This is a genomic window from Sorangiineae bacterium MSr11367, assembly GCA_037157805.1.
Classification (GTDB): Bacteria; Myxococcota_A; Polyangia; order Polyangiales; family Polyangiaceae; genus Pendulispora; species Pendulispora rubella.
Genome location: CP089983.1, coordinates 1,392,524 through 1,406,817, shown reverse-complemented (window position 1 = coordinate 1,406,817; position 14,294 = coordinate 1,392,524). Strand labels below are relative to the sequence as shown.

General features: G+C 68.4%; 3 protein-coding genes. 2 read left to right on the top strand and 1 reads right to left on the bottom strand.

All coding sequences use genetic code 11. From position 1 onward, the window contains the following. Positions 1 to 11 precede the first annotated feature (11 nt). Positions 12 to 2,540, bottom strand: coding sequence for a TonB-dependent siderophore myxochelin receptor MxcH (gene mxcH, locus LVJ94_05840; protein WXB06754.1), 2,529 nt, complete (start codon positions 2,538 to 2,540; stop codon positions 12 to 14). A 452-nt stretch (positions 2,541 to 2,992) separates the two neighbouring features. Between mxcH and LVJ94_05835 the strand changes: the two genes are divergently transcribed. Together LVJ94_05835 and LVJ94_05830 are read left to right on the top strand one after the other, a co-directional pair. Further along, positions 2,993 to 12,547 (top strand): amino acid adenylation domain-containing protein, encoded by a 9,555-nt coding sequence (locus tag LVJ94_05835; GenBank protein ID WXB06753.1) that lies wholly within the window; start codon positions 2,993 to 2,995, stop codon positions 12,545 to 12,547. After that, a complete protein-coding gene (locus LVJ94_05830; protein WXB06752.1) occupies positions 12,544 to 14,220 on the top strand; it encodes a cyclic peptide export ABC transporter in 1,677 nt (558 codons plus the stop codon). Before LVJ94_05835 ends, LVJ94_05830 begins: the two co-directional genes overlap by 4 nt. Positions 14,221 to 14,294: the final 74 nt, after the last annotated feature.

The following is a 14,294-nucleotide window of genomic DNA, read 5'->3' as shown; positions in this document are numbered from 1 at the left end:
TTTTGCGGAGTTCAGAATTCCGCGGTTGTCTTGAAATAGAAGGCTCTGCCCGGCCGCTGAACGCCAATGAAGTCGTAAGCCGGTTCGTTGGTCAGGTTCTGCACCTCGCCCGTGAAGCTCAGGATGAACGGGTTACCGCGGACGAGGTACGTGAGCGCAAGTGAGTGCAAGAGCTGCGACGGGACGACCTGTTTGGACTCGCGCGAGCCGAGGCTCTCCCAGCTACGATAAAACTCGTGCACGTAACGGGTATTCCACACGAGCGCGATTTCGTCATTGGAGGCGGCCACGCGACGAAATTGTAGACGCGCCGAGCCATTGGCCAATAGGTAAGGGCGATTCGGGATGCGGTCGCCATCGTTGCCGAATGTCCCTTCGCTCGAGGTGTTGCGAAAATCGAGGTAGGTAAAGTTGCCATCGAGCGCGAGGTATTCACCCGGCGAGGTCCAACCCGCCGTCGTTTCGGCGCCGAGCGAGCGCGCGCTCAAAATGTTCTCGTACGTGGAGGTGGCGGCGCCCGCGGGCAGGACGATGAGATTATCGGTTTCGCGAAGAAAAGCGTTCACATCGAAGCGCCACGCTCCAACGCGGGTCTCGGCGGTGTCGATGGTGAAACCGACATTGACGTTGTGACTGGTCTCGGGTTTTAGCCCGAGGTTGGCGGCGATGATCACACCATTGGTGCCGAATACCTCGTTGGGGCTCGGCAAGCGGGTCGCCAGCTCGTACGAGGTCTTCCCGTAGAGCCAGGGCAAAAAGCGGTATCGGATGGCATTGCCCACGCCGAAGCGATGGGTGTTCCGATCGTTGCGACTGACGAATCCGCCCGGCCTCGGCTCCTCCGCTCGCGCGAGTTGAAGGTAGTCTTTGACGAAGGCGATGTTTTCCAGGCGGTCGCCGAAGCCGTCGATTTGATATTCGAGCCCGCTGACGAGGGTGAACAGATCGCGCTGGGCCGCCAGAGGATCGCGCTCGTTGGAATTCAATCCGCGCCGCTCGTCACCCGTGCGCGTGACATACGTGGGCGACAACGAGAGCCGAACGGCATGCTGCGGATGCAGCTGCCAACTGGCATTCAGGCGGCCGAAGCCACTGTGCTGGATGGTCAGCGTGTCGTGCGGAATTCCGTCGACCTCACCGCCTCGAGGCCGCATCGTATTACAGCGCCCGAACCAGCTATAAACGCATTGGCTCACGTCTCGAAGCCAGATGCGGTTTTGCGTATAACCACCGACGAAGCTGACCGAGACATTCTTGGCAAATGTGTTCTCGTAGCGAAGCGTCGCGCCCGCCGTGAGCTCGCCGTATTCGACCTCCCCATATGGCACCGACATGATGAGGTTGTTCTGCACCTCCTTCGCGTAATCCGTCACGAATGCGCGTAAAAGAAGGCGCTTCGCCCAAGGGCGATTGATCAGGCCCGTCTCGACGCTGGCCCCCGTGGATCGGTAAGCGTCGTGGAAGCGATCCACGCGTGCAGGTTCGACCCGGCCGTTCGCGGCGACCGCTTCGACGTCGACGGGGTAATCGTTTTTGGCGTAATCGTGAAATGCGGTTACGCGCGTAAAGCTACCCGTGGGCTCATCCAGGGTATGCCCGCTGAAGGTAAGGCGGTGCGTGCCAAACGAGCCCACCTGATAGGACGCGGCACCGTGCGTTCCACGCACCTCGGTGTCGGTCCGTAGGTTGACGACGCCGCCCAGGGCATCGGCGCCAAAGCGAATGGGAACGACCCCGCGGTAGATCTCGACCCGTTCGACGAGGTTCAACGGAACGTTCGCGACGCCAAAGGGATAGCCCGCCAGCTCGAGCGGAATGCCATCGACGAGGAAGCGGATCTGATCGTCGGTGAGGCCATTGAGCGACAGGCGCGTTCCCGCTCCGAGCCCGCCGCCGCGGCGGACGCTGATGCCCCCGGACCGTGCGAGCACCTCGCCGAGGTCCGCGGTCTCGCGCTGCGCCTGTTCCAGCTCGATGACCTTCACCGCCTGCGCGGATTGCCGCAGCCGCGCGACCTCGGAGAGGCCCTTGACCTTGACCTCGACCGGAACCTCCGCTGCTGCAGGAGGTCGTGGAGCGGGCGCGCCCGGGGCTTGCTCCACCCCCGGTGCGGGGGGCGCCGCAGGTGGCTCGGGCTCCGGAGGCAGCCGGAACTCGTACGTGTAAAGGATGCGGGCGGCGACCGGCTTGTCACCGCGGCGTGCCGGCGAGAAGCGAAAACGAAGCGCGGCGCTGCGGGCCGCCTCGTCGAAGCCGTAACCCGCGGGCTCCTTCACGTCCGCGTCGATCACCAGGCCCTCTCGGTCGAGCGTCAACCGCAACACCACGCGCCCCTCCCGTCTGGCCGCAAGGGCCGCGGGTGGGTATTCGGCTTCGACGAACGCGACGAGCTCCGGCGGCTGCACGCCGGCGGCGCCATTCGAGGCACCCACGGCCCCGGTGTCCTGTGCCAAAGCCACACCGGCCCCGCCGAGGCTGAACGCGCAGAGACTCGCCAGGAAGGCCGCGGGAAAGCGGATGTCGGTGATGCACTTGGTCATAGTCGGCCAGCCGTGCAGGGCCTTATTAAGGTGCGAATGATTCCTATTTTCTGGGAATAACAAGAAAGAGGCTGGATCGGGCTCCGTATCGGTCGTCCGAAATAGACCGCGCATACCGCGGCGCCAAGGGTTGGGTCAATTGCGAAGGCTCATACGATTCGTGAGGGATGGTGGGGCTCGTCATCGAACAGCGATGTCCGAGTGACAGTCACGCGAATCATCGAATCCTAGACCTTTCAGCGTTGACAGTTGAGAGTGATTTTCATATTCAGCACCAATCGCAGAAGTTTTCTTTTGGGCGTGCGCCAACACCGCTTCCCCATGGCGTTCTGTGACGTTGCCACGCAAACGCCCCCGGCCGGCCAGCGATCCTGACTGTTGGAGCCCCGAAATCGGATCCAGCTCGCCGCTTCCGGATCCTTCGAATTTTCGGACTTGGCGCCGAGGACACTATGGAATCGAACGAATCGCGCGCACGCGCGCTTACGACCGCTCCGTCCACTGAGCCCACGACCCTGATTGAATTGCTTCAATGTCGCGCGGGCGAGCGCTCCTCGTCCCACGCGTACACCTTCCTCGCGGACGGGGAATCGATTGCGCATTCGACGACATATGGCGAGCTCGATCGGCGAGCGCGCGTCATCGCCAGCGCGATGCACTCGTGCGCACGGCCCGGCGACCGCGTGCTCATCGTGCTGCCGCCCGGGCTCGACTTCATCGCGGCGTTCTTCGGCTGCCTCTATGCAGGCCTGGTCACGGTCCCCGTGCCACTGCCCCAGCGGCGGCGCGGCCTTCCGCGGCTGCTTTCGATCGTTCGCGACTGCCGTCCCACGGTCGCCCTGAGCAACGTCCCACGCCCCCCCGGCTTCGACGATGTGCATTGGGTCTCCATCGACGCGATCCCCGACGGCACGGAGGACGCATGGCGACCGCTCCCCATCCAGCCCGGGACCTTGGCGTTCCTCCAGTACACATCGGGCTCGACCGGCACGCCCAAAGGCGTGGCGCTCACCCACGGCAATCTTCTGCAGAACGAGCGGATGATCCAACGCGCGTTCGGACAAAGCGACCAAAGCGTGATCGTGGGGTGGCTGCCGCCGTACCACGACATGGGGCTGATCGGGAACATCCTGCAGCCGCTCTACGTGGGCGCGCCCTGCATCCAGATGACGCCCGAGCACTTCTTGACGAACCCGCTGCGCTGGCTATCGGCCATCTCGCGCTACCGCGGGACGACCAGTGGGGGTCCCAACTTCGCGTTCGATCTGTGCGTGGACAAGATCGCGCCCGAGCAGCGCGGGACGCTCGACCTGAGCTCGTGGACCGTGGCCTTCAACGGTGCGGAGCCCGTGCGGAAGGCCACGCTCGAGCGCTTCGCGAAGGCGTTCGCGGGCGCGGGGTTCCGGGCCTCGGCGTTCGTTCCTTGCTACGGCCTCGCGGAATCGACGCTCCTCGTGAGCGCCCGCACACGCAGCGCTCCGCCCATCGTGCGGACGGTCGAGCGCGCGGCGCTCGAACAAGGGCGCGCGGTGCTCGCCTCCGACGATAACGGTGCGGTCGCGCAGTTGGTCGGCTGCGGGCCGCATGATCCCGCGATCGTGAAGATCGTCGACCCCGCGCGCGCCGAGCTTCGGGCGGCCGGCGAGGTGGGGGAGATTTGGGTGACGGGCGGGAGTGTGGCCCAAGGCTACTGGGGAAGGCCGGAGGAGACGGCCGCCTCGTTCGGAGTGCACCTTGCTTCAAGTGAAGGAGCGGGTGAGGGGCCCTTCCTGCGGACCGGAGATCTCGGCTTCGTCGACGACGGAGAGCTCTATGTCACGGGGCGGCTCAAGGATCTGATCATCGTCCGCGGGCGGAATCTGTATCCGCAGGACATCGAAGCGTGTGCCGAGGCGAGCAGCGCCGAGTTCGGCGGGGGCGGTGCGGCGGCGTTCGCGGTGGAGGTCGGCGGTGAGGAGCGGCTCGTCGTCGTCGAAGAGTGCCGCACGCGCCCGGCGGAGGACTTGGCGCGTGCGGGGACGCGCGTCCGCGAAGCGATTGCCTCGGAGCACGAGGTCGCCGTTTTTGCCCTGGTCTTCATCCGGCGCGGCAGCCTTCCGCGCACGACGAGCGGCAAGGTGCAGCGGCGGGCGTGCCGCGAGCGCTTCCTGAACGGGGAGCTCGCGACGCTTTGGAGTTGGGACGCTTCCATGGAGGCGCCCACCGCGCAGGCATGGCCCGCGGAGCGGGCGCTCACCGAGACCGAGGCGGCGCTGGCCCGGATCTGGACGGACGTGCTCCAGTGCGGACGGGTCACGCCGAGCGATGCGTTCCTCGAGCTGGGCGGCGATTCGCTGAAGGCCATGCAATTGAGCGCACGGGCGACCGAGACCTTCGGCGTGGAGGTCGGCCCCGCGCAAGTGTTCGACACGAACACCGTGGCGGCGCTCGCAACCTGGATCGAGGCGCAGCAGAAGAGCCCGGAGTCGATCGCCGCGGTGGCCCTCCCGGAGCGCATTCCGCTTTCGTTCGTGCAGGAGCGCCTCTGGTTTCTCGAGCGGCTCGTCACGCCCGCCCCCGTCTACCAGATCGCGGGCGGTCTGCGCTTCGCCGGAGCGCTCGATCGCGAGGCCCTCGAGCGGGCGGTGAATGCCGTCGTCGCCCGGCACGCCGCGCTGCGCACGCACTTCACGACGTGGGAAGGGCGCCCCTGCCAGACGATCCTGCCTCCTTCGCCGGTGGCACTGCCCATCGAATCGGGAACGTGGCAGCCCGTCGCGTTGGAGGGTGCGCCCGTCCGCTTTGCGCTGTTCGAAACGGGGGCGCGGGAGCATGTCCTCACGCTCACGGCCCATCACCTCGTGGTGGACGGCTGGTCGTTGACCATCGTGCTCCGGGAGCTGCTCGAGCAGTACGCGGCGTTCACGACGGGTCGCGATGCGGCGTTACCGGCGAACGAGAGCGCATTCGCGGACGAGGCCCTCGCGCAGCGAACCCCGGAGCGGGCCCACGCATGGGAGCCGCAGCTCCGCTACTGGAAGGCGCAGCTCGGGCGGCCGATGCCGCACTTGGAGCTTCCCACCGATCGACCTCGGCCGCCCATCCAGACGTACGCCGGCGCGCGCGAGACGTTCATCCTTTCGAGCGAGCTGGTGGAGCAGCTCACATCGCTCGGACGACAGCACGGGGCCACGCTCTTCGCGACGGTTACGGCCGGACTCTTCGCGCTCTTGCATCGGTACACGGGGCAGTCGGATCTCTGCCTCGGAACACCGGTCGCGGGCCGCGCCCGCCCCCGGCTCGAGGGGGCCGTCGGTTGCTTCATCAACACGCTCGCCTTGCGCGTGGACGCCGGAGGCGATCCCGCGGCAGCGGAGTTGCTCGCGCGCGTGCGCCGGACCGTCGAGCAGGCGCAGGAGCACCAGGATGTGCCCTTCGAGCGCGTGCTTCGAGAGCTGCCGCTCGTTCGCGATCTGAGTCGTGCGCCTCTCTTCCAGGCCATGGTCTCGATGCAGCCTCCCCTGCCCGCTTGGCCGGCGTTGGCCGATGTGACCTTCGCCGTGGAGCAGTTCGATACGGCCACCGCGCAGCTCGATTTGGCCTTGGATCTCGTCCCCGCCGGCCGCGAACTGCACGCGGTGTGGGAGTACAATACGGATCTCTTCGACCGAGCGACGGTCCGCGATCTCGGGGAGCGACTCCGGCGGGTGCTCGAGCAGATCGTTGCACGCCCGGACGCGCCGCTCTCCGCGTTGTCCATTCTGACGGAGCGCGAACGCGCGCGGACGTTCGGCGCGCAGCCGCGTGTCGCGGTTCCGTCGTATTGTGTGCACGAACTGTTCGAGGCGCAGGCGGCGCGGCAGCCCGATGCGGTGGCGCTCATCGCCGGCTCCGAGCGATGCACCTACGGGGAGCTCGACCTCCGCGCCCGTCGCCTGGCCGGCTACCTTGGGCGGCTCGGGGTTTCGGCCGAGGTGCGGGTCGCCATCCATTTGGATCGCTCGATCGATCTGGTGGCCAGCGTGCTGGCGGTTCTCAAGGCGGGCGGTGCGTACGTTCCGCTCGATACGAGCCATCCGACGGAGCGCGCCGCCGCCACGTTGCACGATGCAGCCGTCTCCGTGGTGATCACGCGAGGTCGTCGGCCCGCGCTTTCGAACGGCGTCCATGTCGTGGACCTGGATCGGGTGGAGCTGCCCGAGGGCGCGGAGCCGAATCGCACGGCGCCGGGCGGGCTCGATCGCCTAGCCTATATCATATATACATCGGGCTCGACGGGCCGGCCCAAGGGGGTGATGGTGAGCCATCGCACCTTGGCCAACGCCTTCGCCGCCTGGCAAGACATGTATCGCGACGGCGAGCTGCGCTTTCTTCAGGTCGCGAGCCCCGCGTTCGATGTCTGGACCGCCGACTGGGTCCGGGCGCTGTGCTCGGGTGGCTCGCTCGTCCTCGCGCCCCTCGAGGCATCGATTGACGCGGCCGCATTGGCCACGTTGGTGGAGCGCGAAGCGGTGACCGCGCTCGACGTCGTTCCGGCGCTGGCCAAGCCGCTGATGGCCCATGCCGAACGACTGGGCCGCCTTCGCCTGCTCATCGTGGGATCCGACGCTTGGTCGATGCGCGACTACGTCGAGCTGCGCCAGCGTCTCCCTGCCACGACGCGCCTTCTCAGCGGCTACGGCGTGACCGAAACGACCATCGACAACGCGGTCTACGAGGCCGCGGAAGCCGATCTCCACGAGGCGCATGGTCGAGGCGTTCCCCTCGGCCTCGCCTTCCCGAACACGCGGCTTTACGTTCTCGATCGCCATGGCTCGCCACTGCCCGATGGTGCGGCGGGCGAGCTGGCCATCGGCGGCGCGGGTGTGGCGCGCGGCTATTGGAAGAACCCGCGGCTCACGGCGGAGCGGTGGAGGCCCGATCCGTGGAGCGACGAGCCGGGCGCCCGCCTGTACGTGACGGGCGATCGCGTGCGGCGACGTCCCGACGGGGTGCTCGAGTTTCTCGGGCGACTCGATCACCAGGTGAAGGTGCGCGGGATGCGCATCGAGGTCGGCGAAATCGAGGCCTGCCTGCGCCGGCACCCGGAGGTGAACGAGGCCACGGTGATCCTCGCGGAGAGCGCCGCGGGGGACAAGCATCTGGTCGCCTACGTGACGGGCACGGGCGATACCACCGCGCTGCGGGCCTATCTCCGCGCCCACCTGCCCGAGGCCATGGTGCCATCGAACCTCGTTCGGCTCGAGGAAATGCCCCTCGGCCCCAACGGGAAGGTCGATCGCAGCCGCTTGCCCGCGCCCGTCGACGAGCGCCCTCTGTCGCGAGCCACGACCTCGGGCCGCACGGAGCTCGAGCGAACCATTGCGGAGATCTGGGAACAGGTCCTCGCCGGGCGGCATCCCGGCGTGCATGAGAACTTCTTCGACATCGGCGGACACTCCATGCTGCTCGCCGAGGTGGCAACCCGTCTCCGGGAGCGGGTCGGCCGCGACATTCCGGTGCTCCTTCTCTTTCAGCACCCGACCATCGCCTCACTGGCCGCGGCGCTGTCCGGCGACGAGCCCGCGGAGCCGTCCCGTGCGGACCAGCGAACGCGCGCGCACGTCGGAGGAAACGACGTCGCGATCATCGGCATGGCGGGCCGGTTTCCCGGCGCGCCCGACGTCCGCACATTTTGGCGCAACCTCTGCGCCGGGGTCGAGTCCATCGCGACGCTCACCGACGAGGAGCTCCTGGCCGCCGGCGTGGACCCCGCGCTCGTGTCCAACCCGCACTACGTGCGAGCGCGCGCGGTGCTCGATGGGATCGATCGCTTCGACGCAGAGTTCTTCGGCTTCTCGCCGCGGGAGGCCGCCCTGCTCGATCCGCAGCATCGGCTCTTTCTCGAATGCGTGTGGGAGGCCTTCGAAGACGCGGGCTACGATCCCGAGCGCGCGGGCGGGCGGGTCGGCGTCTATGCAGGCTCCAGCCTCAGTGGCTACCTCTTTCATCGGTTCCCGGAGGGCGTGCGCCTCGAGTCGGCGGAGGACATGGCGGCGCTGCTGGCGCTCGACAAGGACTTCCTCACCACCCTCGTGTCCTATCGTCTGAACCTCGAAGGGCCGAGCGTCGCCGTCCAAACCGCGTGCTCGACGTCGCTCGTGGCGGTGCACTTGGCCTGCAGGGCACTGCTCGGCGGTGAATGCGATCTCGCGGTGGCGGGCGGTGTCTCCATCACCGTTCCGCAGACCGCCGGCTATCTCTATCAAGAGGGTGCGATCGGCTCGCCCGACGGGCACTGCCGCGCCTTCGACGAACGCGCCCAGGGAACGGTGTCGGGCAGCGGCGCGGGCGCGGTCCTTCTCAAGCGACTCGACGATGCGTTGGCCCATGGGGACGCCATCGTCGCCGTGATCAAAGGGTCCGCGATCAACAACGACGGACGAAAGAAGATTGGCTACACCGCCCCCCGCGTCGATGGGCAGGCACGCGTCATTCGAGACGCGCATGCGGCCGCCGGCATCACCGCGGAATCGGTGGGCTACGTCGAGGCCCACGGCACCGGCACACCGCTGGGGGATCCCATCGAGATCGCCGCGCTCACGCAGGCCTTTCGGGCCAGCACGGAGCGCACGGGCTTCTGCGCGATCGGCTCGGTGAAGAGCAACGTCGGGCACTTGGATGCGGCGGCGGGCATCACGGGGCTCATCAAAGCGGCCCTCGCCGTCCGGGAGGGCCGGATCCCGGCGAGCTTGCACTTCGAGGCGCCGAACCCGGCCATCGATTTCGAGCGCAGCCCCTTTCGGGTCGCCACGCGCCTCCTCGATTGGGCGACGTCGGGACCGCGGCGTGCAGGGGTCAGCGCGTTCGGCCTCGGTGGGACGAATGCGCACGCCGTGCTGGAGGAGCCGCCTTCCCCGGTCGCGCACGCCGAGAACGCCGAGGAGCGGGCAGAGTTGCTCGTGGTGTCGGCCCACTCGGGCAACGGCCTCGCCGCCGTGAGCGACGCGCTCGCCGCGCGCCTGGAGGACGACGCGGACCTTCGCCTGGCGGATACCGCATTTACCCTGCAAATGGGCAGGCGCGCCGCCACCCATCGCCGCGCGATCGTCGCGCGGTCGAAGGCGGAGGCCATCGCGGCCCTGCGCGCGGATCGGACGTCGCTGCAGGCCCAAAGCGCGGTCGGAGAGGCTCCGCCCGTGGTGTTTCTGTTCCCCGGGCAGGGCAGCCAGAGCGCCGGCATGGGGCGGGAGCTGTACGAGAGCGTGCCCGTCTTCGCCCGTACCCTCGACGACTGCGCGCGCCGTCTGGAGCCGATCCTCGGCCTCGATCTGAAACGCGTGATGTTCTCCGAGACGAAGGAGCTCGATCGCACCTCGCTCACCCAACCGGCGCTCTTCGTGTTCGAGTATGCGCTGTCGCGGGTGTGGGCTTCGCTCGGCGTCGAGCCCGAGGCGATGATCGGCCACAGTGTCGGCGAATACGTGGCCGCTTGCCTCGCGGGCTGCTTGAACCTCGACGACGCGCTCGCGCTGGTGGCGGCGCGCGGCCGCTTGATGGAAGCGACCCCCGCGGGCGCCATGCTGGCCATCCCCGCGTCCGAGGCCGTCGTGCAGCGTTGGCTCGGCGAGCAGGTGGCGCTGGCGGCCGTCAACGCGGACGGCCAGTGCGTGCTCTCGGGCTCCGTCTCCGCGATCGAGCAGGTCGAGCGCGAGGCCGCGGCGGCGGGGCTCCAATCGCGCCGTCTCCGTGGAGAGCGCGCCTTCCACTCGCACCTCATGGACGGCGTGCTCGATGCGTTCCGCGACGCGGTGGCGCGGGTGTCGTTCTCGGAGCCACGCGTGCCCTGGATCTCCAACGTGACCGGCACGTGGATCACGGCGGCGCAGGCGCAGGATCCCGATTACTGGGTCCAGCATTTGCGCCAACCCGTGCGCTTCGCGGAGGGCGTCCGCACGCTGGCCACACGGCCCGATCGGATCGCGCTCGAGGTCGGCCCGGGACGAACGCTGACCGGGCTCTGGCAACGGACCGCCGCGAGCCAGGCCTTGCCCTCGACCCCCTTCCTCGAGGCCGTCGGGCACCTTTGGGTCCTGGGCGCACGGATCGACTTCACCGCGCTCGCGGGCACGCGCTCTGGTCGGCGCGTTTCCTTGCCCACCACGCCCTTCGAGCGGCAGCGACACTGGCTCGAGCCGCGCCCGCGCAAGGCCTCGAACGCGCCGGTCCAAGCGCGCCCGCTGAAAGACTGGTTCTACGCGCCCTCGTGGAAACGCGCCCCGGCCGCGTCGCTGCACGCGGTGGAGGCGGGCACGCACTGGGTCGTCTTGGGCGATGACGGTCCGCTCGTCACGCGGCTCGCCGCGGCCCTCTCGACGGCGGGGGATCGGGTCACACGCGTGCGCAGCGGCCCCGCCTTCGAGAAGACCGGTGCGGATGATTTCGTGCTGCGGCCCTCGGCGGTGGACGACTACCGAGCCCTCGCCGCAGCCTGCGCGCAAACCGCGACAGGCGCCACGCACGTCGTGCATGCCTTTGCCCTCGCCGCGTCGAACGAGGGCGCCCTCGATGCCGACGCGTTCCTCCTTGCCCAGCAGCGCGGCGCGGCCAGCGTCATGGCGGCGGCGACCGCGCTCGGCGCCACGAGGCTTCTGGTCCTCGCGCAGGGTCTGCACGACGTCACGGGTCGCGAGACCCTGCACCCCGAGCACGCACCGCTGGTCGGCCTTTGCCGCACGATTCCCCTCGAGTGGCCTCGCCTTCGCTGCCGCCTGGTCGACCTGGAGACCGACGACGACACCAGCGTGCAACAGCTCCTCGCGGAGGCGCGATGCACCTCGGACGAACCCGTGGTCGCCTTGCGCGGCGCGCATCGGTGGCTTCCGGCGGTGGCGCCGATCCCGATCGAAGAAAGCCCCCGCGGCGCGGGTCTTCGCGAGCGGGGCGCGTACCTCATCACCGGGGGCCTCGGCGGCATCGGGCTCGCCCTGGCCGAAACCCTCGCGCGAACCGTGCGCGCGCGGCTGGTGCTCTCGGCCCGATCGGAGCCGACGGACGAGCAGCGCCAGCGCGTGCGCCTCCTGGAGGACCTCGGCGCGGAGGTGCTCGTCGCGCGCGCGGACGTGGCCGACGTTTCGGCCATGCGCACCATTCTCGGTCAGGCGCGCGAACGATTCGGTCCGCTCGCGGGGCTGATTCACGCGGCCGGCATCGCGGGCGGGGGCCTCCTCGGAGGCCTCACCGTGGAGTCCTTCACCGGCGAACTGCGCGCCAAGGCGCTGGGGGCCCTCACGCTCGAGGAGGCGCTGAGCGAGGGGGCCGACGCGCCACTCGACTTCGTCCTCTATTGCTCGTCGCTGACGTCGTTGAGCGGAGGTGTCGGCCGGGCGGGGTACGCGGCCGCCAACGCATTTCTCGACGCCTTCGCGCAGAGCCTCGGCCGGCGCACCGCACGAAAGACGCTCTCGGTGAGCCTCGATCGCTGGCGCGGCATCGGCATGGCTGCACACGCCGCCGCCCGGCTCCAAGCCATGGGCCTCTCCCATGACAGCGCAGCGGAGATGCCCGCGATGTCCGCGGCCGAGGGGCAAGAGGTCTTCTGCCGGCTCATGGCGCAACCCGCGCCCTCCCACGTCATCGTCTCCACGCAGAGGCTCGACGGATTGCCGAAGGACGACGAAGGCCAAATCCTCATGCGTCACCTGGACGCCCCCAAACCGGTCCTCGAGAAGGTCGCCTCCCTCGATGGCCTCGAGGAGCGCATGGCCACGATATGGGCCGAAGCCTTCGGCGTCGCGCGGATCGACCCGAAGAAAGACTTCTTCGCGCAGGGCGGCGAGTCGCTGGTCGCGCTGCAAATCCTCAATCGCGTTCGCGACGTGTTCGGGGTCGCCTTGTCGCTCCAGGACTTCTTCGAGCGGCCGACGGCCACCGGCCTCGCGGAGCGGGTTCGCACGCTGCGGGCGGAGCCTTCGGCGCCCCCGGCCGAGCCCGCGCTGGTGGCGCTGCCGCGAAACGCTGCGCGCCGCATCAAGGGGCGCAGCGAATGAAGGCCTCCGGCTCCCTCCTGCGAGGCTCCTGGCCCGTCGTAGCCTGCGCGATCGGCGCGGGTCTCGTCAGTGGTCTCTGCAGCGCCGCGGTGATCGGTCTCGTGCACGACGCCATGTCGAGCGCGCCCGGCGCAAGCGGAACGCGTGAGCGGCTGACGGCGAGCTTCGTCGGCCTGGCCCTGCTGGCCGTGCTCAGCAAGGGCGTCTCGGAGGTGCTCCTCACGCGCCTCGGTCAATCCATCGTGGGCGAGGTGCGGAGGCGACTCGGTCGCAACATCGTCGAAGCGCCCCTTCGCCAGATCGAGGCCCTGGGCACGCATCGCCTCTTGGCCGCGCTCAACGACGACGCCCTCGTCATCACCCAGGCCTACGTGCAGATGCCCCACATTTGCGTCTGCGCCGCGACCATCGTCGGTTGCCTTCTGTACCTCGCCTGGATCGCGCGATCGGCCTTCCTCGTGGTCCTGGCCGCGATCGCCCTTGGCGTCGGCCTCTTCCGCCTTCACGAAGTCCGCGCCGTGCGCTTCTTCGAGCGTGCCCGCGAAACCAGCGACGCCCTCTTTGGCCACTTCCGCTCGCTCACCGCCGGCGTCAAGGAGCTGCAAATCAACCGCGGACGGGGCGAGGCGTTTCTGACCGATTCCTTTGGTCGCAGCCTCTCCACCTACGAGCGCGACTTCGTGGCCGGCATGACGGGATACAGCTTCGGCATGGGCTGGGGGAGCCTCCTGTTCTACGTGGCGCTCGGCGCGACGGTGTTCGTTCTCCCCGGCGCAGCGGGCCTCTCGGCGTCCGCGGTCGCCGGCGCAACGTTGACGCTCCTGTACCTGATGGGCCCCGTCGCGCAGCTCGTGGAAATCGCCCCCTCGGCAGGCCGCGCCGCCGTGGCCTTTCGCAAACTCGACGACCTCGGCCTCGCGCTCGCGTCGCCGGACGAGGCGCACGCGCCATCCCTCCCCACGAGCACCTTCGCATCGAGCTGGCAGCGCATCGAGGTCTGCGGCGTCACGCACAGCTACGTCCGCGAGTACGAGGAGACCAGCTTTCGACTGGGCCCCATCGCCCTCGGCTTCCGCCCCGGCGAAATCGTCTTTCTCGTGGGCGGAAATGGGAGCGGCAAGACCACGCTCGCCAAGGTGCTGCTCGGGCTCTACACGCCCGAGGCAGGCGAACTCCGCGTCGACGGCGTCCCCGTCGATGCCTCCAACCGCGCGCAGTACCGCCAGCTCTTCTCCGCCGTCTTCGCCGACTACCATGTCTTCGACGAGCAGCTCGGCCTCGGCAACGCCCTCGTCCGCGAGCGCGTGGCCGGCTACCTCCAACGGCTCAAACTCGACCGCCGTGTGAGCATCGAAGACGGCAAACTGCGCTTCGATGGCCTCTCGACCGGGCAGCGCAAACGGCTCGCGTTGGTCGCGGCGCTGCTCGAGGACCGCTCGTTCTTTCTCTTCGACGAGTGGGCGGCCGATCAGGATCCCGAATTTCGGAGGGTCTTCTACCGGGAGTTTCTCCCGGAACTGCGGGCGCAGGGAAAAACTGCGCTCGTCATCAGCCACGACGAGCAGTACTTCGGCGTCGCCGATCGCTGCTTGCACATGGACTTCGGTGTTCTCTCCGAAGTCGCGGTCCCGCCAGCGCCTGCCCCGGGGCCAGTCATCAGGGTCATGAATTGAGGCGCACGCCATGCACTCCATGGAAAGGAACACGCCGTGAACGTACCTTCGTTGAAGACCTCTTCTCCTTCCCA

What these genes read in the sequence shown, in the direction of transcription:
- LVJ94_05835 (WXB06753.1), top strand. Translation starts at nt 2,993, where the DNA reads ATGGAATCGAACGAATCGCGCGCACGCGCGCTTACGACCGCTCCGTCC.
- mxcH (WXB06754.1), bottom strand. Translation starts at nt 2,540, where the DNA reads ATGACCAAGTGCATCACCGACATCCGCTTTCCCGCGGCCTTCCTGGCG.
- LVJ94_05830 (WXB06752.1), top strand. Translation starts at nt 12,544, where the DNA reads ATGAAGGCCTCCGGCTCCCTCCTGCGAGGCTCCTGGCCCGTCGTAGCC.